Source organism: Fructilactobacillus sanfranciscensis, from assembly GCF_029023685.1.
GTDB classification, from domain to species: Bacteria; Bacillota; Bacilli; order Lactobacillales; family Lactobacillaceae; genus Fructilactobacillus; species Fructilactobacillus sanfranciscensis.
The window spans coordinates 1101808-1125512 of sequence record NZ_CP118925.1 but is presented as its reverse complement, the minus strand read 5'-3'; the positions used below and the strand labels follow the sequence as shown (position 1 = coordinate 1125512).

Here is a 23705-nt window from a genome sequence, read left to right as displayed (position 1 = left end):
TTTATTTATATGAGCGTAGAACGTAATGAACGTAAAACATATAGAGGTCGTGTTGTTTCTGACAAGATGGATAAAACTATTACAGTTGCCGTTGAAACTACTAAAACACATCCTACTTATGGCAAGCGTATTAAATATACTAAGAAATACAAGGTTCGTGATGAAGATGGCGTTGCTAAAGTTAACGATATCGTTGAAATCATGGAAACTAGACCATTATCAAAGACTGTTCACTTCCGTCTTCTAGATGTTGTTGAAAAAGCCGTTATTATCTAGCTTGTATCGTTTTTATCGTATTATGATTTTTAAATCGAAGGGAGGACACTTGCGATGATCCAACAAGAAAGTCGTTTAAAAGTTGCCGACAACTCAGGTGCTCGTGAATTATTAACTATTAAAGTTTTAGGTGGTTCAAGAGTTCGTTACGCTGGCGTTGGTGATACTATTGTTGCTACTGTTAAACAAGCAACACCAGGTGGCGTTGTCAAAAAGGGTGACGTTGTTAAGGCTGTTATTGTAAGAACTAGATCAGCTGAACGTAGAACTGACGGTTCATACATTCGTTTCGACGAAAACGCTGCTGTTTTAATTAATGATGATAAGAGTCCTAAAGGTACTCGTATTTTTGGTCCGGTTGCTCGTGAATTACGTAGTAATAATTTCATGAAGATCGTTTCATTAGCACCTGAAGTACTTTAATACTAAGAAGCAAAATCAAGGAGGTGCCAGATTAATGTTCTTAAAGACTGGTGACAAAGTTCGTGTTATTGCTGGTAAAGACAAGGGTAAAGATGGTCAAATCATCAAAACCATTGCTGCTGACAATCGCGTAGTTGTTGAAGGAATCAACAAAGTTAAGAAACACCAAAAGGCTTCTCAAGCAAACCCACAAGGTGGAATTGCTGATGTTGAAGCCCCAATCAATGCATCAAACGTAATGCTAATCGACCCATCTACTAATGAACCTACTAGAGTAAGTTTCGAAGTTAAAGATGGTAAAAAAGTTCGTATTTCAAAGAAATCACATAAAGCAATCGATTAAGATTGTTAGTGAAAGGAGGAAATTACTCGCATGTCTACTCGCTTAGAAGAAAGATATAAGAAAGAAATTCTCCCAGCACTAGTTGAAAAATTCAACTATTCATCAATTATGCAAGGACCAAAACTTGAAAAAATTGTTTTGAATATGGGTGTTGGTGATGCTGTAACAAACTCTAAAAATTTAGACGAGGCTGTTAACGAATTGACCCTAATTTCTGGTCAAAAGCCACTTGTTACAAAAGCTAAAAAATCAATTGCTACTTTCCGTTTACGTGAAGGTATGCCAATTGGTGCCAAAGTCACTCTTAGAGGTGACAAAATGTATGACTTTTTGGATAAATTAATTAACGTTTCATTACCACGTGTTCGTGATTTCCATGGTGTTCCAAGTCGTTCATTCGATGGTCGTGGAAACTACACATTAGGTATCAAGGAACAATTAATTTTCCCAGAAATCAGTTACGATGATGTTAACCGTGTTAGAGGTTTAGATATCGTACTTGTTACAACTGCTAATACTGACGAAGAAGGACACGAATTGTTACGTCAATTTGGTATGCCATTCGCTAAATAGGAGGTTTTACATTGGCTAAAAAATCATTAGTTGCAAAAAGCAAACGTCCAGCTAAGTTCGCTGTACAAGCTTACACTCGTTGCGAACATTGTGGTAGACCTCGTGCGGTTTACCAAAAATTCCACTTATGCCGAATTTGTTTAAGACAACTTGCCCACAAGGGTCAAATTCCTGGTATGAAAAAAGCTAGTTGGTAGAATAAACAAACTTAAAAGGAGGTTGTACGTTCATGGCTATGACAGATCCAATTGCAGATTTTCTAACTAGAATTCGTAATGCGAACATGGTTCGTCACAATTCTGTAGATATTCCTGCATCAAAAATTAAACGCAACATGGCTGAAATCTTAAAACGTGAAGGTTTCGTAAGTCGTGTTGAATATATTGAAGACGATAACCAAGGTGTTATCCGTGTTTACCTTAAATATGGTAAAGACAATCAACGTGTAATCTCAGGTTTGAAGAGAATTTCAAAACCTGGATTACGTTCATACGTTAAATCTGATGATGTTCCTAAGGTACTTAATGGTTTAGGTATTGCGATCATCTCAACTTCAAATGGTGTTATTACTGACAAAGAAGCCCGCGCTCAAAAAGTCGGTGGAGAAGTATTAGCATACGTTTGGTAAAAAATAATTAAGAGATGGAGGTGTCTAACACATGAGTAGAATTGGTTATAAAACAATTGTAATTCCTGAAGGTGTAACTGTTACACGTGATGAAGATGTAATTACTGTTAAAGGTCCTAAAGGTGAATTATCAGAAACTTTCTCACCTGATGTTGCAATGAACGTTAACGGTAACGAAATCAACTTCGAACCAACTGGTAAGTACGACAACAAAATGCGTGCTTTACATGGTACACAACGTGCTAACCTTGCTAACATGATTGAAGGGGTAGAAAAAGGATTCAACAAGACTTTGAAATTAGTCGGTGTTGGTTACCGTACTCAACTTAAAGGATCAGATTTGATTCTTAACGTTGGTTACTCAAATCCTGTTGATGTTAAAGTTCCTGAAGATATCGATGTTAAAGTTCCTGACAACACAACTATCGAAATTGCTGGAATTAACAAGCAACATGTTGGAGATTTCGCTGCAAAAGTACGTGAAATTCGTTCACCAGAACCTTACAAAGGTAAAGGTATTCGTTACGAAAACGAACACATTACTCTTCGTGAAGGTAAGACTGGTAAATAAGCTTATTTAAATAAACAATAATATAGAGGTGACTATTTTGATTACAAAACCAAGCAAAAATAAAACACGTGTCATTCGACACAAACGTGTTCGTAATAAAATTGCTGGTACTGCTGAGTGCCCACGTTTAGACGTATACCGTTCTAACAAAAACATCTACGCTCAAGTTATTGATGACGTAGCGGGTGTAACGCTAGCTAGTGCCTCAACTCTCGATAAAGAAGTTACTGAAGGTAACAAAACTGAACAAGCCCAAGGTGTTGGTAAGTTAGTTGCTGAACGTGCTCTTGCAAAAAACATTAAACATGTCGTTTTTGACCGTGGTGGTTACTTATACCATGGACGTGTAGCTGCTCTTGCAGACGCTGCCCGTGAAAATGGACTTGAATTTTAATAAAAAGGAGGAATAAATCACATGGCTAAGTATATTGATCCAAATAAATTGGATTTAGAAGATAACGTTGTTGCCATTAACCGAATCACTAAGGTTGTTAAAGGTGGACGTAGATTACGTTTCGCTGCTTTAGCAGTTGTTGGTGACAAGAATGGTCACGTTGGTTTCGGTACAGGTAAAGCTCAAGAAGTTCCTGAAGCAATCCGTAAAGCTGTTGAAGCTGCCAAAAAGAACTTGATTGAAGTTCCAATTGTGGGAACTACTATTCCTCACGAAATCGTTGGTGTATACGGCGGTGGAAAAATTATGTTGAAACCAGCCGAAGAAGGTTCTGGAGTTGCAGCCGGTGGTGCCGTTCGTTCCGTTATGGAATTAGCAGGTATTAACGATGTTACTAGTAAACGTCTTGGTTCAGATACTAAGATCAACGTTATCCGTGCAACTTTCGAAGGTCTTAAAGGACTTAAGAACGCTAATGAAGTTTCAGAACTTCGTGGTGTTTCTGTTGATCATTTAGCTGAATAGGAGGATTTACAGATGGCTCAATTAAAAATCACTTTGATTCATAGTGCTGCTCATCGTCTTCCAAAACAACGTAAGATTGTGGAAGCTTTAGGTTTAGGACGTATTAACAGTAGCGTTGTAAGACCTGACACTGCAGCAACTCGTGGAGCATTATTCAAAATTGCTCATTTAATTAAGGTTGAACAAGTTAAAGATTAATTATTTTAAAGTAAGAGGAGGTGCAATTCAATGAAGTTAAACGAATTAAAATACGCTGAAGGTTCTCGTTCAGAAAGAACAAGAAAAGGACGCGGTCGTTCAAGTAAAGGTAAAACTTCTGGTCGTGGGCAAAAAGGTCAAAAAGCTCGTGGAAAGACTCGTTTAGGTTTTGAAGGTGGACAAATGCCATTGTACCGTCGTATTCCTAAGCGTGGATTTACTAATATCAACCGTAAAGATATCGTAATTGTTAACGTTGAAGAACTTAACGTATTCGATAATGGTGTAGAAGTTACACCAGAATTGTTGATTGAAGCTGGCATCATCAAAAATGTTAAAGATGGTGTTAAGGTTCTTGGTGAAGGTAAACTTGAAAAGAAACTTACTGTTTTAGCTAACAGATTTTCTGAAAGTGCAAAAAAAGCTATTGAAGATGCTGGTGGTAAAGCAGAGGTGATTTAATGTTATCAACCTTAAAAAGTGCATTTGGAGATAAAAGCATTCGTAAAAAGATTCTTTTTACGCTGTTGGTATTAGCAATTTTCCGTTTAGGAGCTTATATTACTGTTCCTGGTGTTGATGCTAAAGCTCTTCAAGAAGTAGCTTCTTCTGGGTTAGTTAATGTTTTAAACATCTTTAGTGGTGGTGGCTTAACTAACTATTCAATTTTTGCCATGGGTGTTTCTCCCTATATTACTGCACAAATTGTGGTCCAATTATTGCAAATGGATATTGTTCCAAAGTTTGTTGAATGGGGAAAACAAGGTGAAGTTGGTAGACTTAAGTTAGACAAAGTTACTCGTAGATTAACGATTGTTTTAGCATTCGCTCAATCTGTTGGTATTACCGCTGGTTTTAATGCTTTAAGTAGTTTACACTTAGTTGAAAATCCTGGAATTGCTACATATGCTAGCATTGGATTAATTCTTACTGCAGGAACAATGTTAACCACTTGGATGGGTGACATGATTACTGATAAAGGAATTGGTCAAGGAGTTTCAATGATCATTTTTGCTGGAATTGTTGCTAATATTCCTACCGGATTTGAAGGTCTTTACAGACAATATATCCAAGGAACACCAACTAGTGATTTGTGGCAACCAGCTTTGTTCGTTGTTGGACTAATCATTGCAATGTTAGTAATTGTTACTTTCGTTACATGGGTTCAACAAGCTGAACGTCGAATTCCAATTCAATATACTCGTAGAGCTACCGGTTCTGCTAAAAGCAGTTACCTTCCTTTGAAGGTTAACGTTGCTGGAGTTATCCCAGTCATCTTTGCTAGTGCATTTATTTCAACCCCACAGACTATCTTGATGTTCTTTACTAAGAACGACGGAAGTAAAGGTTGGTTTAAATTCATGTCAGAATTGTTTAATATGCAAACCCCAATGGGAGCTACATTTTATACACTTTTGATTGTTGTCTTTACTTTCTTTTATGCGTTCGTTCAAGTTAACCCTGAAAAGTTATCAGAAAACTTACAAAAACAAGGAAGTTATATTCCTGGAGTATGGCCTGGAAAATCAACACAACTTTTTGTTTCACATCTTTTGATGAGATTAAGTACAGTTGGGGCATTATTCCTGGGAATTGTTTCATTAATTCCTTTGGTTGCACAAAATGTTTGGAATCTTAACAGCTCAATCGGTTTAGGTGGTACTAACCTCCTTATTATCGTTGGGGTTGCAATTGAAACCATGAATCAAATTAAAGGTTTAACTATGAGACAAGAATATGTTGGATTCATTCAAGATGATCCAAAAGATGATAAGGGAGATAAATAGTATGTCAATGAATTTATTATTAATGGGTCTTCCCGGTGCTGGTAAAGGTACTCAGGCTGAAGATATTGTTGAAAAATACAATATTCCTCATATCTCTACTGGTGATATTTTCAGAGCGGCAATGAAGAACAAGACTCCAATGGGTGTCGAAGCTCAAAAATATATTGATAAAGGTGAACTTGTTCCTGACGATGTTACTTGTAAAATTGTTGAAGAACGATTAGAACAAGATGATACCAAGAACGGTTATCTCTTAGATGGTTTTCCAAGAACTTTGGAACAAGCCAAACAATTAGAGAAAATGACTGATAAATTAGGTAAGAAACTTGACGCTGTGATTAACATTGATGTTGATCCTGAAGTATTGGTTGCTCGTTTATCTGGTCGGTTCATTTGTAAAAACTGTGGTGCTACTTATCATAAATTGTACAAAAAACCTAAAGTTGAAGGTACGTGTGATGTTTGTGGTGGACATGTATTTTATCAACGGAGCGATGATGAACCTGAAACTGTTAAAAATCGATTAAAAGTAAACATGAAAATGAATACTCCATTGATTGATTTTTATAAGAAATTAAACTTATTGCATACAGTGAATGGTGATCAAGACATTGCAGATGTTACTAAAGACATTAATAAGATTCTTACCAATTTAAACTAAGGTCTTCTTAATTGTCGATAAGGCAATGATATGCTATATTGAAGATTGATAGTGTTATTGGATATGAATTGAATTAATCATGATTTTGGAGGATTGTTTTGTCTAAAGATAATGTAATTGAAGTAGAAGGAAAGATTACTGAAACCTTACCTAATGCGATGTTTAAAGTAGAACTAGAAAACGGTCATGCTATTTTAGCACATGTTTCTGGTAAAATTAGAATGCATTACATTAAGATACTTCCAGGAGACCGTGTAACTGTTGAAATGTCACCATATGATTTAACTAAGGGTAGAATTACTTATCGGTTTAAGTAATTTCCCTTTATTAGGAGGTTTAATAAGATGAAAGTAAGACCATCAGTAAAAAAAATGTGTGAACAATGTAAAATTATCAAAAGAAAAGGTCGTGTTATGGTAATTTGCTCTGCAAACCCTAAACACAAACAAAGACAAGGTAAGTAATTAAACAGGAGGTGGACTAAATGGCTCGTATCGCCGGAGTGGATTTACCACGTAACAAGCGTGTGATTATTGCTTTAACTTACATCTATGGTGTTGGTGAAGCAACTTCAAAAAAGGTTCTTGAACAAGCTGGTGTTTCAGAAGATGTACGTACTCAAGACTTAACTCCTGATCAACAAGATAAGATTAGAGAAGCCCTTGATAACTTTGTTATCGAAGGAGACTTGCGTCGTAAAGTAAGCATGGACATCAAGAGATTATCAGAAATCGGTTCATACCGTGGAATGAGACATCGTCGTGGATTACCTCTTAGAGGTCAACACACTAAAAACAACGCTCGTACTCGTAAAGGTAAGAGAACCAAGAAATAATAATTAAGAAGGAGGTTACTAGTTCTTATGGTAAAGAAAAATACTCGTAAGCGTAAAGCAAAGAAGCATGTTGAATCTGGTGTAGCTCACATTCATTCAACATTTAACAACACATTGGTTATGATTACTGATGTGCAAGGTAATGCGATTGCCTGGTCATCTGCTGGTGCATTAGGTTTCCGTGGAAGTCGTAAATCTACTCCATTTGCTGCACAAATGGCTGCTGAAGCAGCTGCTAAAACAGCAATGGAACATGGAATGAAGACAGTTGAAGTTGCTGTTAAAGGTCCTGGTTCAGGTCGTGAATCAGCAATTCGTGCATTACAAACAACTGGTTTGGAAGTAGCTGCAATTCGTGACGTTACTCCAGTTCCTCATAATGGTTGTCGTCCTCCAAAACGTCGTCGAGTTTAATTTTTTAATGAGATTTAATTTTGTAAAAGACTCAACGCGGTTTGAAAGGGGTAGAAGTTAGAATGATTGAATTTGAAAAGCCTAACATTCATAAAATTGAAGAAACAAATAACTACGGTGAAGTAGTTGTCGAACCATTAGAACGAGGATATGGTACTACACTTGGTAATTCATTGAGACGTATTTTACTTGCCTCATTACCTGGTGCTGCTGTAACTAGTGTTCAAATCGATGGTGTTTTACATGAATTTTCTACTGTAAAGGGTGTTACTGAAGATGTTACTAAAATCATCTTGAACTTGAAAAAGCTTAAGTTGAAAATTGACTCTGAAGACAATGACACTCATACATTGAGTATTAATGTAACTGGTCCTGCTGATGTAACTGCTGCTGATATTACTACAGATAGTGAAACTACAATTCTTAATCCAGACTTGCATATTGCTACTGTTGCTGAAGGTGCAACTTTGCATATGACAATGACTGCTAACAAGGGTCGCGGTTTCGTATCAGCTGAAGAAAACAAAGCTAGAAACGATGATATGCCAATTGGTGTATTACCAATCGATTCTATTTATACCCCAATCGAACGTGTTAACTACCAAGTTGAAGACACACGTGTAGGACAACGTGATGACTTTGATAAGTTGACATTAGACGTTTGGACAAATGGTTCAATTTCTCCTTCAGATGCAATTTCATTAGCTGCTAAGATTTTAAGTCAACATTTAGACATGTTTGTTGATTTAACTGATCGTGCACAAAAAGCTAATGTTATGGTAGAAAAAGAAGAAACCCATAAAGAAAAAATGCTTGAAATGTCAATTGAAGAACTAGATCTTTCAGTTCGTTCATATAACTGTTTGAAACGTGCTGGAATTAACACTGTTCAAGAATTAACAGACAAGTCAATGGCAGACATGATGGAGGTTAGAAATCTTGGCCGTAAATCACTTGAAGAAATCGAAAACAAAATTGATGCTTTAGGTTTGTCATTTCGTAAAGAAGATTAGTTAAAAGGAGGAAATCCATTTATGAGTTATCGTAAATTTGGTCGTGAAAAAGGCCCACGTCGCGCTATGCTTCGTAACTTGACTACTGAATTAATCGTTAATGGTCGTATCGAAACTACTGAAGCTAAAGCAAAAACTGTTAGATCTTCTGTAGATAAGATGGTTAGTTTAGGTAAACGTGGTGATTTATCAGCACGTCGTCAAGCTGCTGCTTACTTACAAAACATGGTTGCTGACGTTACAGAAACCGACGATAAGATCAAGGTAACTACTGCTTTGCAAAAGTTATTTGATGAAATTGCACCAAAATACAAGGATCGTAACGGTGGTTACACTCGCATCCTTAAAACCATGCCTCGTCGTGGTGATGGTGCACCAATGGTAATCTTAGAATTTGTTTAATCACAAATCTTGAGATAATAGCATAAATAACTGAATCACTAAATATGAGGCATAAAGCGTTATGATGATGGAATTTTCCAAGTCTAGCTTGAATGTGGTTAATAGCCAAGCGCCTCATATTTATGTGATTTTTTTATACATAAAATTAAAGAAGGGACACGAATGCAATCAAAAATTGAATTTAAGACTGTTTCATTTGTTTATCCAAATCAAGTTAAAGCGTTAAATCAACTTTCATTTAAAATTGAAGCAGGTAAGAAGATTGCATTGATTGGGAAAAATGGAAGTGGGAAAAGTACAATTGCTAAATTAATTGATGGATTGCTTAGTGCTACTTCTGGAAAAATTTTAATTGATGAGATTGAGTTAAATGAAACTACTATTGCTGATTTACGTCAAAAAATTGGAATTGTTTTTCAAAATCCGGAAGATCAAATTATTGGTGCAACCGTTGAAGAGGATGTAGCTTTTGGTTTAGAAAATCGAAATTTACAATTTAAGTTGATGAAAAAAAGAGTTAATCAAGCTCTACAAGATGTTGGTATGTTAGAGTATGCAAACATTAATCCAAATCTTCTTTCTGGTGGGCAAAAACAAAAGGTTTCTTTAGCAAGATCCTTGGCATTGCAACCCTCAATTCTAATTTTAGATGAAGCAACAAGTATGTTAGACCCAATCGCAAAATCGGAGATTAAACACATAATTAGTTCTTTACAGAGAAAAAATAAATTAACCGTAATTTACATTACACACGATATGGAAATGTTAGAGAACGTTGATCAAGTATTAGCATTAGATCATGGAGACTTAGTTTTTAATGGTAAACCAGAAAAGCTTTATCATGAGACAGACATTTTAGCTCAGTTAGCAATTAAACCACCTTTTACTGAACAGATTAAGCAACTATTTAAAGAGCATGGCTACAATCCGCCAGTTGAATATTTAGATGATCGGGGATTAAGTGAATGGATAACAAAATTGTTTTAAAAAACGTGAGCTATACCTATGCGCCCGAAAATATAGATGCTAGGCAAGCACTGCAAAATATTAATTTGACGATTAATGCTGGTGAATTTATTACTATTGTGGGAAAAACGGGTAGTGGTAAATCTACGTTGGTTAGGTTGCTGAACGGTTTATTAACGGCAACTTCAGGAGAGGTAATTGTTAAGCAAAGTTTAATTACTAAAAAAATGTCGAAAAAATCATTACTAAAAATTCGCTCAAAAGTCGGAATGATTTTTCAGTCACCGGAAAATCAATTATTCGCTGATACTGTGTTAGATGATGTCAGTTTTGGTCCGCAAAACTTTGGTAAATCAAAGGAAGAGGCAGAGCAATTAGCAAAACAAATTTTAACAGAAGTTGGAATTTCAGCTGATTTATTTAAGCGTTCTCCCTTTGAATTATCCGGTGGACAGATGCGACGAGTTGCCATTGCAGGTGTTTTAGCCATGCAACCATCCATTTTGATTTTGGATGAACCAACTGTTGGTCTCGATGAAATCGGATGTAATGAAATTTTAACGATGATTAAAAAACTAAATGAACAGCAGCATGTGACAATTTTATTGATTACTCACAATATGCAGGTGGTTAGTGAGTTTGCTGAACGTGTCATTATGCTTGACCATGGCCAAATACTGAGCGATACAAATCCGCAAACTTTTTTTATGAAACTAGCTAATGAAGTTAGTTTGCCTGATTCTGTTAAAATATATAAAGAGTTAGCGAAAAATGGAATTAATTTAGAAGAACTTCCATTAAATAAAAAACAATTGGTCGACCAGGTTTTAAAAAAACTAGCAAAATAGGAGGGTGAGTAGTTGAATAAAGCTATTTTTGGTAATTACTTACCAGGGAATTCAAATATTCACCGCATGAATCCGACTGCCAAAATTTTGGCTACTTTATTAGTCATTACTTGGATTTTATTTGCTAATAACATCTGGAATTATGGACTTTTAGTGGCATTTGCCGTTTTTGAGACCTATCTAGCACAACTCAAACTTAAGACGGTCTTAAAGGCCATTAAGCCCTTTATTTGGCTAATTATGTTTACCGTTGTTATTCAAATTATCTTTAGTCCTCATGGAAGCTCATATTTTTCCTGGGGTCCAATTAAAATTACTAATTATGGGATACAGTTGGCCGGTTTAATTTTTATTCGGTTTGTCTTAATTATTATCCAAGCAACCCTCTTAACGATGACAACTTCACCTAATTCAATCGCGAGTGGAGTAGAAAAATTAATCGCTCCTTTACGATATGTTGGAGTTCCAGTCGAAACCATTGGAATCATGATTTCAATTGCGTTACGGTTTGTTCCAACCTTAATGGAAGAATTACAAGTTATTATGGATGCCCAACGTTCGCGTGGAGTAATGTTTAATAGTGGCGGTTTTATCAAGAGGTGTAAGAATATTATTTCTTTAATCATTCCCATTTTGGTATCTTCGTTTCGCCATGCTGATAATTTAGCGGATGCCTTGGGAGCAAGTGGGTACGAAGCTAATCAACCGCGTAGTAGTTATCGACAGTATCATTGGAATTTAACAGATAGCATAACGATTATCGCAGTTATTTTGTTGGGAATTGCAGTAATTTTAATGAGGACTTTAAGTTAATGAGAAGATATAAAATTACATTTGCATATGATGGAACAAGGTTTGCGGGGTTTCAAAAGCAACCCAAACAACGGACTGTGGAGGGTGTTTTAACTAAATTAGTTAATCGAATGGCTAAAAACCCAACTCAAGAAATTGGAGTTTACGGATCAGGAAGAACGGATGCAGGTGTGCATGCTCTAGCTCAAGTTGCTCACTTTGATTTTCCGTTTGATATACCCGCAGAAAACATGCTCAAAGGCTTGAATAGCATGTGCCCATTAGATATCGAAATTTTAAAAGTTAAAATTGCTGAACCAAATTTTCATGCTCGCTATGATGTAACTGGGAAAAAATACCTTTACAAAATTTCATTAGGTCAATTTACAGATCCGTTTAAACGATTTTATACCGCTCATTGGCGTTTTCCTATGGATTTTGAAAAAATGGAGATTGCAATTCAAGACTTTGTCGGTAAACATGATTTTTCATCATTTGTTGCTTCTGGTGCTAAACCAGGAAGTCGGGTAAGAACTGTTTTTTCGGTTAAAGCAATTAATGATCAGGCCAATCATGAAATTCATTTTGAATTTTATGGAGATGGTTTTATGTACAACCAAATTAGAATTATGACGGCTGTTTTAGTTGAAATTGGAATGGGGAAAAGACCAATTCATGATATTCAACGCTTACTAAAAGTAAAAGATCGCCAAGAAGCTCGTTTGACGATGCCTGCTGAAGGATTATATCTAAAGCAAGTTTATTATCCTGGTGATGATCCTGAACATTCTGAAAAAAAGCATCATGACTAGATTAATTCTTGAATTTGATTGACTTTTCACTTTATAGTTTGTAAAATGGTATATGGTATTGTTTGCCCCACATCTAAGCCCCGGAAACTTATATTGGTGTCGAACAAAACAAAGAAACGCGGAGGAAAATATAGTGCGTACAACATACATGGCTAAACCCGGTGAAACTGAACACAAATGGTACATTATCGATGCTGCTGGTATTCCAGTAGGTCGTCTTGCAAGTGTTACTGCTTCAGTTTTACGCGGTAAAAACAAAGTAACTTACACACCAAACGTAGACAATGGTGACAATGTAATTATTATCAATGCATCACAAGTTGCATTAACTGGTCACAAGGCCAAAGATAAGATGCATTTCCACCATACTCAATACATTGGTGGAATTAAACAAGAATCATTTGGTAAATTGCGTGCTGAAAAACCTGAAAAGTTCATTGAACAAGTTGTTAAGGGTATGCTTCCTCACAACTCATTAGGACGTAAGATTGGTTTGAAACTTCACGTATATGCTGGTGAAGATCACAAGCATGATGCACAAAAACCAGAAGTTTTAGATATTACTAACCTAATTTAAGGAGGATATACACATGGCTAAAGTTCAATACAGTGGTACAGGTCGTCGTAAAGACTCAGTTGCTCGTGTACGTTTAGTACCAGGTACTGGTAAAATTATTATCAACGGTAAAGACGTTGAAGAATACATTCCATTCCCTAACTTACGAGAAGTTATTTTACAACCATTCAATGTTACTGAAACATTAGGTAACTACGACACATTAGCAAACGTTAATGGTGGTGGTTTCTCTGGTCAATCAGGTGCAGTTCGTTTAGGAATTGCTCGTGCATTGCTTGATGTAGATCCTGACTTCCGTGAAGCTCTTAAAAGAGCTGGTCTTTTGACTCGTGATCCACGAATGAAAGAACGTAAGAAACCAGGTCTTAAGAAAGCTCGTAAGGCTGGTCAATTCTCAAAACGTTAAGATATATTTTTACGAATATGCTTTTGGAACACTCATACTTGGTATGGGTGTTTTTTGTTTGCAAAAAACATTCCTAATTAGCTCCTTTTATTTTATAAAGGAATATAATAGTGTTGAGATTTGAAGTTTCATATTATAATCCGTTTAAAGAGAAAAGAAGGATGACAAAATGAAAGTTATTGATGAACTTGAAAACGTTGTTGGCAAAAGAAATGTAATTACTTCTAAATCACGTTCTGAACAATATCGTGAAGGATATCGTTCCGGTCATGGTGACAGCTTAGCAGTAATCCGTCCAAAGACCTTAATTGAACTATGGAAAGTTTTACAAATTGTCCATCAAGCTGGTTTGATTGTGATTATGCAAGCTGCCAACACCGGATTAACAGAAGGATCCGTTCCTAACCAAAATGGTTATGATCGTGATGTGGTAGTCATTAATACTTTAAGAATGAAAGGGATTCAATTAATTGACGATAACAAACAAGTAATCGTATTCCCTGGAACAACTTTACATGGGTTAGAAACAAAACTTGATAAAGTTGATCGTAACCCACACTCTGTCATTGGTTCATCAACAATTGGGGCAAGTGTCGTCGGTGGAGTAAACAATAATTCTGGCGGTGCTTTAATTCAACGTGGACCAGCTTACACAGAGTTAGCTCTTTATGCTCAAGTTGATAAAAATAATCAATTACATCTAGTCAATCATTTAGGTGTTGATTTAGGAACCACACCTGAAGAGATTTTAACTAATTTGGAAAATCATAATTATAGTAGTCAAGACGTTCATTATAGTGAAGAACGAGTTGGACACAATCGTAATTATGAAAGCCGTGTTCGTAATGTTGATGCTAGTACGCCAACTCGTTACAATGCTGATCCGCAAGAACTATATGAAGTTTCTGGTTCTGCCGGTAAACTAGTTACGTTTGCAGTCCGTTTAGATACTTATCCTAAGCCTAAAGAAGAAAAGGTCTTTTACATTGGAACTAATGATCCGGATGTTTTAGAAAAATTAAGACGGCATATTTTAACGAAGTTTAAATACCTTCCCGTTTCTGGTGAATACATGCACCGTGAAGCTTATGACTTAGCGAAAAAATATGGTAAAGATAATTTAATGGTAATTGATGATATCGGAACCAAACCATTACCATTCTTATTTAATGCCAGAGCTGCTAGTGAAAGAATCTTACGGCATATTCCTATCTTTAAACCATATTTCGTTGATCGTATGTTACAAAATATGAGTAAGATTTTCCCTGACCAATTGCCTAAACGGATGGAAGAGTTCCGGGACAAATATCAACACTATCTTCAATTAAAAGTTGATGATCAAGGAATTAAAGAAGCACAAGATTATTTACAAGAGTTTTTCAAAGATAACGAAGGTGGCTACTTTGAATGTACCCCTAAAGAAGCTAAAGTTGCTGCAACGCATCGTTACGTAACAGCTGCTGTTCCAATTCGTTATGCAGAAACTCACCAAAAAGATGACATTCAAATTTTACCTTTGGATATTGCTTTACCACGAAATGAAGAAGACTGGTTCGAAATTTTACCTAAAGAAATTGATGATAAAATTAAATACAAACTTTACTATGGACACTTCTTGGATCACGTTATGCATCAAGATTACATCTTGAAAAAGGGTGTTGATCCTCATGAATTGAAACAAGAAATGTTAAAAATTTTTGATAAACGTGGTGCTCGTTATCCTGCTGAACATAATGTAGGACACTTATATCATGCTCCTGAAAGTTTAGTTAAACATTACAAAGAATGTGATCCAACAAATATGTTCAATCCTGGAATTGGATTAACTTCGACGAAGAGGGATTGGAAGTAGGTGAAGGTCTGATTAATTCTAATAAAAACATTCTGTACATTGATCATTATTAAACTCGTACTTAGTATGAGTTATTTTGTTATAATAATAAATATTTTATTTAAGTAGTTTTATATTTATTATGAGGAGAATTAATTGTGATTGAAAGTCTGGAAAATTTATTGACATAGGAGCAAAAGAAGCATTAAGACAAGTCTTTTAAAATCTAGATGAAGAGGAACATTTTAATAGATATTGGCGGCCTGAAGATTAAAAAAGGAAAAATATGGAAAAAATTGCCATCACTCTCAATCCCCAAAATGCCCACACCCTTCAACTATTAGCAAACGCCAAAGGTATCACTGTGGCTGCCGAAATTGAGTCAATCATCGCCCAACATTTTGCAAAACCCGAACTAATCGGGATGCCGGAATTAGTTGGCACCGAAATTAGCGGCAACCAACTCCAAGCGGATGGAATTGTAAAACTTAACGGTGTGTTATACTTTTACCAAATCGTTGGTAGCACATTAAAGTCAAAAGCGACTTATGTAGTAGCTGATGTGACCGACCAAAAAGTTTATTTAGTCGATAAAGGAGAGTACCATGCTCGGAATTAAAATTGTGCAACAAAACAACGTTGGATTAGTAACCTTTTTAGGAAAATATTCTCGTCAATTTGAGAGTGGAATTCATTTTTATATTCCATTTATAGAACACGTCAGTACGGTTAGCCTTCAATCACAACCGTTAGCTTTACCTGTTCAAACTGGGATTACCAAAGATAATGCCAGTATTAGTATTCAAGTTACCTTAAACTACCGAATTACTAATGCTGAACGCTATACCTTTGGAAACAGTAATTCAATTCAATCAATGGCCTACCAAGTTAGTGGAACGCTTCGTGACATTATCGGAAGTATGGATCTTGATGAAGTTTTAAATTCTACTGATAAAATTAACACTAAATTAATGCAAAACATTGGTGATTTAACTAACACTTATGGAGTCATGATTGAACGGGTTCAAATCGGTAACTTAACACCTTCTAAAGGGGTTAGTGAAGCGATGGAAAATCAAATTACTGCATCTAAAAATAAGCAAGCAACCATTTCACAAGCCCAAGGGAATGCTGAACAAATTCGCTTAAATACTGAAGCACAAAATGCCGCTAAAATTGCAACTGCCAAAGCTGATAAACAACAAACTGAAATTCATGCTGATGCACAAGCATATGCCACAAAGATTCAAGCCGATGCCGACAAATATCGAATTGCTGAATTACAAGCTGCCTATGCCGCTGCTGATCCTAAGTATTTCAATGCGCAATCAATTGATGCCATCCGTGCTGCCGGGACAGACGGTAACTTAATTATTGTGCCAAATGAAAGCAATGGTTTATACGGTCAATTAGCTGCTTTTAGTAAGATGCAAAAAACCGACGCAACCAAATAAGTGGGAAAAAATGAACTTTAAGCAAATTTATCACATTGCTATCATCGGGTCTGATTACGCTGAATCACTGCATTTTTACCGTGACGTTTTAGGCTTTGAAGTGATTCGCGAACATCAGCGTCCTGACAAAGATGACGTCAAAATTGATTTAAAAATCAATGAGACAACTGAGTTAGAGTTATTTATTAAACCAGACGCACCCCGACGAGTTAATTATCCTGAAGCACAAGGGTTACGCCATTTAGCTTTTGCTACGAGACAGATTGAAACTGATATAGCAGAACTTAAATCACAAGGTGTTGAGGTTGAAGCCTTGCGTACGGATGACTATACTGGCGAAAAGATGGTCTTTTTCTATGACCCAGATGGTTTACCAATTGAATTACATGAATAAAAAAATGGATTGAGAATTAATTCTCAATCCATTTTTAATTAAAATTATTTTTCTGGTTCGTCTTCTTTAGGTTCTTCTTCAACTTTTTCAGGACGAGGAGCTTGCTTAATCATCGTTAGATCTTTCCAGTTAATCACAGTTTTATCGTGATAACTATCGATAATATCAGGATCATCAGTTTTAAAAGATACTAAGAAGGCATTTTTGTAACCTTTTTCAATGGTTCCTGTGAAATCATCTTTTTTAATTTTGAAACCAACTACATCACCGACTTCGAAGGGTGATTTTTCAGTTTCAGTTAATTCATCATTTTTCTTTGGCAAGATTGTCGCCTCCTTGTTTAATACGCGAACAAAATATTTCAAATTACTATACTAGTTAATTATAACCTATTTTGTAGTACAATTTAAGTATATCGAAAGATGTGGGTGTTTAATTTGGCAAAAAAAAGACGGCGGAAACGCAAGCGTACCAGAAAAACTAAAAAAAATAATGTTTCAGGTTATGGTCTAATTGTACTAATTGTGATTGGAATGTTTTTAGTGGTGGGAATTATGAAATTTGTTAAGTCACCAACTTTTATTTATTACAATCAACCTAACATTAGCCAGCAAGATAAAAAATTTGTAAACAAAGTATTGCCAGAAGCGGTCGTTGTCCAAAAGAAATATCGCATTTTAACTAGCATTACCTTAGCACAGGCTATCTTAGAATCAAATTGGGGCCAAAGTGAATTGGCAGCAAAATATCACAACTTATTTGGTGTGAAGGCAGGCGCTAATCAACCCGGAGTTAATTTAACAACAACCGAATATCGAGATGGGAAACCAGAGACAGTCACAGGGCGGTTTCGCGTTTATGATAGTTGGAAGCAGTCAATTGATGATCATGCGATGCTTTTAGCTCATGGAACGGACTGGAATGCTTTACAATATAAAGAAGTTGTTCAAGCTGATAATTACAAGGATTCTGCAAAAGGTTTAAGCATGGATGGATATGCAACTGATCCCGCTTATGCCCAAAAAATAATTCAAATCATTGAAAAATATCATCTCAATAAATATGATCGAAACTAGGATAGAGGGGTAGTTTAATTATGAATACAAATTTATTAAATCCCGGAGCAACCTTGGGAGTAATTGGTGATAATCTTAATGGCTGTCAAATTGCGAAAGAGGCCAAAAGTTTAGGACTAAACGTTGGCGTATTAACAACTTTGTCTGAAAGTAAAATTAAACAATATGCCGATTTTATAGTTGTCGGCAGTTTTAATGATCGTTCAGTTTTAAAGGATTTTGCCGAACATTGTGATGTAGTAACTTATGCGACTGATTCAATTGATTTTGCTTCACTAAAATACATGGCCCAGTTTACTAAAGTTCCTCAAGGTACTGATTTACTAGAAATTGTTCAAGATCGTGCCCTAGAACATGCCTTCTTTGATCAACTGAACGTGAACAGTGTTCCTTATATGACAGTTGTCGGCATTGATGATTTATACCAAGCTAGCGATTCAATTGGTTATCCAGCTGTTTTAAAACCAATTTTAAAAACTGGAACCCAACAACAAGAGTTCAAAATTGGTACCAAAAACGAAATTGATTTAACCAAACCGCTTTTTGGTCATGGAACTTTTATTCTAGAATCAGATATTAACTATTTGCACAAGTTTTCAGTAATTGCGACTCGAGATCAAAATGGGAAATTAGTTCAGTTCCCAGTACTTGAATATCATGGTGCGGAAAATGGTACGAAAGTGGTTATTAACAGTGAGTTTACCGATATGAAAGATGCTCTTGCTGAAATGAAACGCATTACTAATGAAGTTGCAAAAAACATTAATTATGTTGGAACGTTTGAATTAAGTTTTGGGTTTGATAAGAATGAAACATTATATGTTTGTGGCATTCGACCAACGACCGCTTCTTTCGGGTTTATTTTCAATCTAGGAATGAACATTAACCAATATCGCGAACACTTGCGAGCTTTAAGTAACTTACCGTTACCAGAAGTACAAAAATATACGGATGTGATTTTGAAGTCCTTTATTCCAGAACAACTTCCTGCGATTTTGAAAGCTCGTGCTAGTGAACCGGATTGGCAATTAAACTTTGAACATCAATGTATTTTGATTCCAACTGACACGGTTATTAAGACGGAAGCCAGTTTTAATCAATATAACTTATAAATATCTATAAAAATCATAGAGTCGGCATTTATGCTGGCTCTATTTTTGCTATAATTAAACTAAGAGAAATTTTTGGAGGACGAAGATAAATGGCAATTGCAGACCTGTTAAAGAGTATGAACGATAAGCAAAAAGAGGCAGTTGAACAAACTGAAGGTCCGCTTTTAGTGATGGCAGGTGCCGGAAGTGGTAAAACCCGAGTGCTTACTCACAGAATTGCCTATTTAATTGAAGATAAACATGTGATGCCTTGGAATATCTTGGCGATTACATTTACCAATAAAGCTGCTCGTGAAATGAAAGAACGAGTTAACAAGCTCCTTGAAGTTGGAGGAGATGACGTGTGGGTTTCAACATTCCATGCGTTAGGGGTTCGAATTTTACGGCGAAACATTGAAAAATTAGGCTATAATCAAGCTTTTAATATCGCGGGAACTAGTGAACAAAAAACGTTAATCAAACGAATTCTTAGTGATCAAAATTTAGATCCGAAAAAGAATGATTCACGGGCAATTTTAGGTGCGATTTCAAATGCCAAAAATGACATGGAAACGCCAGCAGAATATGCAGAAAAACACAATGACGGGAATCCTTTCCATCAAGTAGTGGCAGGAGTTTATGAAGAATACCAAAAACGTTTAAAACAAAATGATTCGGTGGATTTTGATGATTTAATTATGTTGACGATTGAATTATTTGAAAAATTTCCTGATGTATTAAGTTACTACCAAAATAAATTCCACTACATCCACGTTGATGAATATCAAGATACGAACGAAGCCCAATATCGCTTAGTTCAATTGTTAGCTGATAAGTACCAAAATATCTGTGTTGTTGGTGATGCCGATCAAAGTATCTATGGTTGGCGTGGTGCCAACATGAGCAATATTTTAAACTTTGAAAAAGATTATCCAACCGCCCACACAGTCATGCTTGAACAAAATTATCGTTCAACCAAAACCATTTTGGATGCCGCCAATGGTGTGATTCAAAATAACGACGAACGTAAAGATAAGAATTTGTGGACGGAAAATGCCCAAGGGGAAAAGATTACCTATTATCGGGCCCAAAGTGAACGTGATGAAGCTCAATACATTGTGGCAAAAATCAAAGAAGAAATTGAAAAAGGTCATTATAGCTATGACGACTTCGCAGTGCTTTATCGAACGAATGCCCAATCTCGTGTAATTGAAGAAACTTTCATGAAATCCAATATTCCGTATAACATCGTCGGAGGACACAAATTCTACGAACGAAAAGAAATTATGGATATTCTTTCATACTTAGGTTTAGTAGCCAACCCCAATGACTCACTCAGTTTCGAACGAGTTATCAATGTGCCTAAACGTGGAATTGGGAATGCTAGTTTTGAAAAACTACGGATGTTTGCCGGGGATGCAGGAATGAATCTTTCGGAAGCAGCCGCAAACGTAATGATGGCAAATGCTATTCCAGCTAGAGCTCGAAATGCGATTGCTAATTTTGGTCAAACAATGAAAGAAATCGGAACTGACGTAAAAATGAAGACGGTAACCGAAATTACCGAAGCCATTTTAGAAAAAACTGGTTACTTGGATGAACTTAAGCAAACTAAATCTTTAGAAAACCAAGCACGAATTGAAAATATCGAAGAATTTATTTCAGTAACGCAAAACTTTGATGATAAATATGAACCAGCTGATAGTGAAACGGGGAATCGATTAGTTGATTTTCTAGCTGATTTAGCCTTAGTTTCTGCACAAGATGATGTCGATGAAAATGCTAAACAAGTGACTTTGATGACTTTACATGCTGCTAAGGGGTTGGAATTTCCAGTGGTCTTTATGCCAGGAATGGAAGAAAAGCTCTTTCCACTTGCTCGTGCTGCGGAAAAACCAAATGAACTTGAAGAAGAACGTCGGTTAGCTTATGTAGGAATTACTCGAGCCCAAAAGAAACTTTATATGACCAATGCCTTTTCGCGGATGCTATATGGACGGATGCAAAATAACCCTGCTTCTCGTTTTATGGAAGAAATTAAGCCAGAATTATTGGCAAATGATGAAGCAATGAGATCTCAAGGACCAAAAACACCGTTTGACAATAGCACCTATAATCGTCGGACAGAACGGGCCTTTAGTACTCCATACAAACGTCCAACACAACGAGTAGAAAAACCACAAGAAACTGGTGCCAATAAGAAGAACTGGACAGTGGGTGACAAAGTTACTCATAAAGCCTGGGGAATTGGAACTGTGGTTAAAGTTAACGGAACTGGGGAAGACATGGAACTTGATATTGCTTTCCCAGAAAAAGGAATTAAACGGCTCTTAGCCGCATTTGCTCCAATTACTAAAGTCGAAAAATAAAGGTGGTGAGCTTCTTGGAAAAGATTCCATTAGATCAAATAACAGAAGACCAAGCTCGTAAAGAGGCAGAAACGATTCGGCCACAACTAATTAAGTGGGGAAAAGAATATTATGAACAAGATTCCCCCTCGGTTCCGGATGCAGAATATGACTTAGTTTATAATCGCTTAACTAAGTTAGAAGCAAAATATCCCGGTATTGTAACAGCTGATTCGCCAACGCAACAAGTTGGGGGAAACGTTGATACTGAACTTAATAAAGTTGCACATCCGATTCCTATGCTTTCGTTAGGCGATGTCTTTTCTAACGAAGAATTAGCTGAATTTATTAATCGACTTCAAACCGAATATCCCGATGATCAAGAATTTAATTGTGAATTAAAGATTGACGGTCTTTCAATTTCTTTGCGGTATGAAGCTGGAAAGCTAGTCCAAGCTTCAACCAGAGGAAATGGTCGAATTGGAGAAGATATCACCAAGAACGCTTTAAAAATACCATCAATTCCGCAAACTTTGAGTCGTCCCATTGACATTGAAGTTCGTGGAGAATGTTATATGGGCAAAGAGGAGTTCTTGAAGCTCAACGAACGGCGCCAAAATGATGGAAAAGCCACCTTTGCTAATCCGCGTAATGCAGCAGCTGGAAGTTTACGTCAATTAGATCCCCAAGTTACTGCCGATCGACACTTGAGTACGTTTATGTACAATGTTGCTGATTATGACGATTTACAAGCAACGACCCAAAGTGGCTTACTCAAAGAATTAAAAGAACTAGGATTTACCGTTAACGAAAATTTTGCGGTCGCTCATAATCAAGCTGAAATTGATCAGTACATTGAGAAATATCAAGCTAAGCGAAATGATTTAACTTATGGAATTGATGGAATTGTCATCAAAACAAATTCACTTCCGTTACAAATGGAAATTGGACATACTGTTAAAGTCCCTAAGTGGGCAATTGCCTACAAGTTTCCCCCTGAAGAAGCTAAGGTGAAAATTTTAGACATTGAATGGACAGTCGGAAGAACTGGAGTCGTTACCCCAACTGCTATTATGAATCCATCTCAATTAGCGGGAACTACAGTTTCAAGAGCTTCTTTGCATAATGCAGATTACATTGAGAAAAAAGATATTCGGATTGGCGATACGGTCATTCTCTATAAAGCAGGGGATATTATTCCAGAAGTAGAACGCTTTATTCCTGAATTACGGCCAGCAGATTCAAAACCTTATCAAATTCCGAGTGATTGTCCTTCTTGTGGCGCTAAACTAGTCCATTTAGATGATGAAGTAGCACTTCGGTGTATCAATCCCAAGTGTCCCGCTCAATTATCTGAACAAGTTACGCATTTTGCCTCACGGAATGCAATGGATATTGACGGTCTAGGACCTAAAATTGTAGCTCAACTTTTTGATCGTCATCTAATTGATGATGTTGCAAGTCTTTACAAATTAACTCGTGAACAATTAATTGAACTAGATAAATTTGGCGAAAAGTCAGCTGATAATTTATTAACGGCTTTAGATAACAGTCGGAATAACTCGTTAGAAAGATTACTTTTTGGATTAGGAATTCGTCACGTGGGTAGTAAAGCAGCGCAACTAATTGCAGCTCATTTTGGAAATATTCAAAACCTTATGAAATCCACTAGCAAAGAAATTGTCGCCATTGATTCGATTGGCGAAATTATTGCTGACAGTGTCGAAACTTATTTTGCTGATTCCAATAGTCAATCATTAATTAATGAGTTAATTGCCATGGGTGTCAACATGGAATACAAGTCCACGAACCCCGTAGTTCAAGGCGAAACCTTTTTCACCGGAAAAAGAGTAGTATTAACAGGTAAGTTAATTGATATAACTCGTGGATCAGCTGCCAAATGGTTAGAAGCACATGGAGCGGAAGTAACTGGCAGTGTATCCAAAAAAACGGATTTAGTGATTGCTGGTGAAGCAGCTGGAAGCAAGTTAACTAAAGCAGAAAAATTAAACGTTCCAGTCTGGAATGAACAGAAATTTAAGGCTGAAATGGAAAAAGAGTAGCATT

The 23705-nt window shown here is 36.3% G+C and carries 34 protein-coding genes; 33 read left to right on the top strand and 1 reads right to left on the bottom strand.

The features are described from left to right. Positions 1–9: 9 nt before the first annotated feature. The 29 genes from rpsQ (at position 10) to gloA2 (ending at position 17123) form a co-directional block, all read left to right on the top strand. Complete coding sequence (gene rpsQ, locus PY770_RS05870) at positions 10–276, top strand: 30S ribosomal protein S17 (RefSeq protein WP_014082369.1); 267 nt, start codon at positions 10–12, stop codon at positions 274–276. A 54-nt stretch (positions 277–330) separates the two neighbouring features. After that, positions 331–699 (top strand): 50S ribosomal protein L14, encoded by a 369-nt coding sequence (gene rplN / locus PY770_RS05865; RefSeq protein ID WP_014082368.1) that lies wholly within the window; start codon positions 331–333, stop codon positions 697–699. A gap of 34 nt (positions 700–733) precedes the next feature. Beyond that, complete coding sequence (gene rplX, locus PY770_RS05860) at positions 734–1042, top strand: 50S ribosomal protein L24 (RefSeq protein WP_014082367.1); 309 nt, start codon at positions 734–736, stop codon at positions 1040–1042. Between the two features lie 30 nt (positions 1043–1072). Further along, positions 1073–1615 (top strand): 50S ribosomal protein L5, encoded by a 543-nt coding sequence (rplE, locus tag PY770_RS05855; RefSeq protein ID WP_014082366.1) that lies wholly within the window; start codon positions 1073–1075, stop codon positions 1613–1615. An 11-nt stretch (positions 1616–1626) separates the two neighbouring features. Beyond that, positions 1627–1812 carry a type Z 30S ribosomal protein S14 gene (locus tag PY770_RS05850; RefSeq protein ID WP_014082365.1) on the top strand — a complete coding sequence of 62 codons (186 nt, stop codon included), beginning with the start codon at positions 1627–1629 and terminating at the stop codon, positions 1810–1812. 32 nt (positions 1813–1844) lie between these two features. After that, the gene (gene rpsH / locus PY770_RS05845) at positions 1845–2243 is read left to right on the top strand and encodes a 30S ribosomal protein S8 (RefSeq protein ID WP_014082364.1); all 399 of its coding nucleotides are present in this window, start codon (positions 1845–1847) and stop codon (positions 2241–2243) included. Positions 2244–2274: 31 nt separating this feature from the next. Further along, positions 2275–2814 (top strand): 50S ribosomal protein L6, encoded by a 540-nt coding sequence (gene rplF / locus PY770_RS05840; protein ID WP_014082363.1) that lies wholly within the window; start codon positions 2275–2277, stop codon positions 2812–2814. Between the two features lie 37 nt (positions 2815–2851). Beyond that, a complete protein-coding gene (gene rplR / locus PY770_RS05835) occupies positions 2852–3208 on the top strand; it encodes a 50S ribosomal protein L18 (protein ID WP_041817919.1) in 357 nt (118 codons plus the stop codon). A gap of 21 nt (positions 3209–3229) precedes the next feature. Then, the gene (gene rpsE / locus PY770_RS05830) at positions 3230–3733 is read left to right on the top strand and encodes a 30S ribosomal protein S5 (protein ID WP_014082361.1); all 504 of its coding nucleotides are present in this window, start codon (positions 3230–3232) and stop codon (positions 3731–3733) included. Positions 3734–3745: 12 nt separating this feature from the next. Next, on the top strand, positions 3746–3931 hold the full coding sequence (rpmD, locus tag PY770_RS05825; protein WP_014082360.1) for a 50S ribosomal protein L30: 186 nt from the start codon (positions 3746–3748) through the stop codon (positions 3929–3931). 30 nt (positions 3932–3961) lie between these two features. Beyond that, a complete protein-coding gene (rplO, locus tag PY770_RS05820; protein WP_041817918.1) occupies positions 3962–4393 on the top strand; it encodes a 50S ribosomal protein L15 in 432 nt (143 codons plus the stop codon). Beyond that, positions 4393–5718 carry a preprotein translocase subunit SecY gene (gene secY / locus PY770_RS05815; protein WP_103428894.1) on the top strand — a complete coding sequence of 442 codons (1326 nt, stop codon included), beginning with the start codon at positions 4393–4395 and terminating at the stop codon, positions 5716–5718. Before rplO ends, secY begins: the two co-directional genes overlap by 1 nt. 7 nt (positions 5719–5725) lie before the next feature. After that, positions 5726–6379 carry an adenylate kinase gene (locus PY770_RS05810; RefSeq protein ID WP_318530519.1) on the top strand — a complete coding sequence of 218 codons (654 nt, stop codon included), beginning with the start codon at positions 5726–5728 and terminating at the stop codon, positions 6377–6379. 98 nt (positions 6380–6477) lie between these two features. After that, positions 6478–6696: a translation initiation factor IF-1 gene (gene infA / locus PY770_RS05805; RefSeq protein ID WP_014082356.1), complete on the top strand. Its 219-nt coding sequence runs from the start codon at positions 6478–6480 to the stop codon at positions 6694–6696. Positions 6697–6723: 27 nt separating this feature from the next. Then, on the top strand, positions 6724–6843 hold the full coding sequence (rpmJ, locus tag PY770_RS05800; RefSeq protein WP_014082355.1) for a 50S ribosomal protein L36: 120 nt from the start codon (positions 6724–6726) through the stop codon (positions 6841–6843). Positions 6844–6863: 20 nt separating this feature from the next. After that, positions 6864–7214, top strand: coding sequence for a 30S ribosomal protein S13 (gene rpsM, locus PY770_RS05795; RefSeq protein ID WP_014082354.1), 351 nt, complete (start codon positions 6864–6866; stop codon positions 7212–7214). 27 nt (positions 7215–7241) lie between these two features. After that, positions 7242–7628 carry a 30S ribosomal protein S11 gene (gene rpsK, locus PY770_RS05790; protein WP_041817915.1) on the top strand — a complete coding sequence of 129 codons (387 nt, stop codon included), beginning with the start codon at positions 7242–7244 and terminating at the stop codon, positions 7626–7628. A gap of 62 nt (positions 7629–7690) precedes the next feature. Beyond that, positions 7691–8641, top strand: coding sequence for a DNA-directed RNA polymerase subunit alpha (locus PY770_RS05785; RefSeq protein ID WP_014082352.1), 951 nt, complete (start codon positions 7691–7693; stop codon positions 8639–8641). Positions 8642–8662: 21 nt separating this feature from the next. Next, positions 8663–9043 carry a 50S ribosomal protein L17 gene (gene rplQ, locus PY770_RS05780; RefSeq protein WP_014082351.1) on the top strand — a complete coding sequence of 127 codons (381 nt, stop codon included), beginning with the start codon at positions 8663–8665 and terminating at the stop codon, positions 9041–9043. A gap of 162 nt (positions 9044–9205) precedes the next feature. After that, positions 9206–10030: an energy-coupling factor transporter ATPase gene (locus tag PY770_RS05775; protein ID WP_041817914.1), complete on the top strand. Its 825-nt coding sequence runs from the start codon at positions 9206–9208 to the stop codon at positions 10028–10030. Further along, complete coding sequence (locus PY770_RS05770) at positions 10009–10857, top strand: energy-coupling factor transporter ATPase (RefSeq protein ID WP_103428895.1); 849 nt, start codon at positions 10009–10011, stop codon at positions 10855–10857. The genes PY770_RS05775 and PY770_RS05770 overlap by 22 nt, the downstream gene beginning before the upstream one ends. Before the next feature lie 12 nt (positions 10858–10869). Next, a complete protein-coding gene (locus tag PY770_RS05765; RefSeq protein ID WP_103423419.1) occupies positions 10870–11670 on the top strand; it encodes an energy-coupling factor transporter transmembrane component T family protein in 801 nt (266 codons plus the stop codon). Beyond that, positions 11670–12461 carry a tRNA pseudouridine(38-40) synthase TruA gene (gene truA, locus PY770_RS05760; protein ID WP_103428896.1) on the top strand — a complete coding sequence of 264 codons (792 nt, stop codon included), beginning with the start codon at positions 11670–11672 and terminating at the stop codon, positions 12459–12461. Before PY770_RS05765 ends, truA begins: the two co-directional genes overlap by 1 nt. 133 nt (positions 12462–12594) lie before the next feature. Further along, on the top strand, positions 12595–13038 hold the full coding sequence (gene rplM, locus PY770_RS05755; RefSeq protein ID WP_041817913.1) for a 50S ribosomal protein L13: 444 nt from the start codon (positions 12595–12597) through the stop codon (positions 13036–13038). A 13-nt stretch (positions 13039–13051) separates the two neighbouring features. Then, complete coding sequence (gene rpsI, locus PY770_RS05750; protein WP_014082345.1) at positions 13052–13444, top strand: 30S ribosomal protein S9; 393 nt, start codon at positions 13052–13054, stop codon at positions 13442–13444. A 169-nt stretch (positions 13445–13613) separates the two neighbouring features. Continuing rightward, positions 13614–15296, top strand: coding sequence for a D-lactate dehydrogenase (dld, locus tag PY770_RS05745; protein ID WP_103428897.1), 1683 nt, complete (start codon positions 13614–13616; stop codon positions 15294–15296). Between the two features lie 265 nt (positions 15297–15561). Further along, on the top strand, positions 15562–15894 hold the full coding sequence (locus PY770_RS05740) for a hypothetical protein (RefSeq protein WP_168848104.1): 333 nt from the start codon (positions 15562–15564) through the stop codon (positions 15892–15894). Continuing rightward, the gene (locus tag PY770_RS05735) at positions 15881–16729 is read left to right on the top strand and encodes an SPFH domain-containing protein (RefSeq protein WP_041817912.1); all 849 of its coding nucleotides are present in this window, start codon (positions 15881–15883) and stop codon (positions 16727–16729) included. The genes PY770_RS05740 and PY770_RS05735 overlap by 14 nt, the downstream gene beginning before the upstream one ends. 10 nt (positions 16730–16739) lie before the next feature. Further along, complete coding sequence (gene gloA2 / locus PY770_RS05730; protein WP_103428898.1) at positions 16740–17123, top strand: SMU1112c/YaeR family gloxylase I-like metalloprotein; 384 nt, start codon at positions 16740–16742, stop codon at positions 17121–17123. Positions 17124–17167: 44 nt separating this feature from the next. On the opposite strand, the gene PY770_RS05725 is transcribed toward gloA2, so the two are convergent. Continuing rightward, positions 17168–17446 carry a DUF2187 family protein gene (locus tag PY770_RS05725; RefSeq protein ID WP_103428899.1) on the bottom strand — a complete coding sequence of 93 codons (279 nt, stop codon included), beginning with the start codon at positions 17444–17446 and terminating at the stop codon, positions 17168–17170. A 114-nt stretch (positions 17447–17560) separates the two neighbouring features. Here PY770_RS05725 and PY770_RS05720 point away from each other — a divergent pair, with 114 nt between their 5' ends. From PY770_RS05720 to ligA, 4 genes are all read left to right on the top strand, one after another. Next, positions 17561–18199 (top strand): glycoside hydrolase family 73 protein, encoded by a 639-nt coding sequence (locus tag PY770_RS05720; RefSeq protein ID WP_041817911.1) that lies wholly within the window; start codon positions 17561–17563, stop codon positions 18197–18199. Positions 18200–18219: 20 nt separating this feature from the next. Beyond that, positions 18220–19311, top strand: a complete 1092-nt coding sequence (locus PY770_RS05715; protein ID WP_103428900.1) for an ATP-grasp domain-containing protein — start codon at positions 18220–18222, stop codon at positions 19309–19311. Positions 19312–19400: 89 nt separating this feature from the next. Further along, the gene (gene pcrA, locus PY770_RS05710) at positions 19401–21659 is read left to right on the top strand and encodes a DNA helicase PcrA (protein WP_103428901.1); all 2259 of its coding nucleotides are present in this window, start codon (positions 19401–19403) and stop codon (positions 21657–21659) included. A 23-nt stretch (positions 21660–21682) separates the two neighbouring features. Continuing rightward, the gene (gene ligA / locus PY770_RS05705) at positions 21683–23701 is read left to right on the top strand and encodes an NAD-dependent DNA ligase LigA (RefSeq protein WP_103428934.1); all 2019 of its coding nucleotides are present in this window, start codon (positions 21683–21685) and stop codon (positions 23699–23701) included. The last annotated feature ends 4 nt before the right edge of the window (positions 23702–23705 follow it).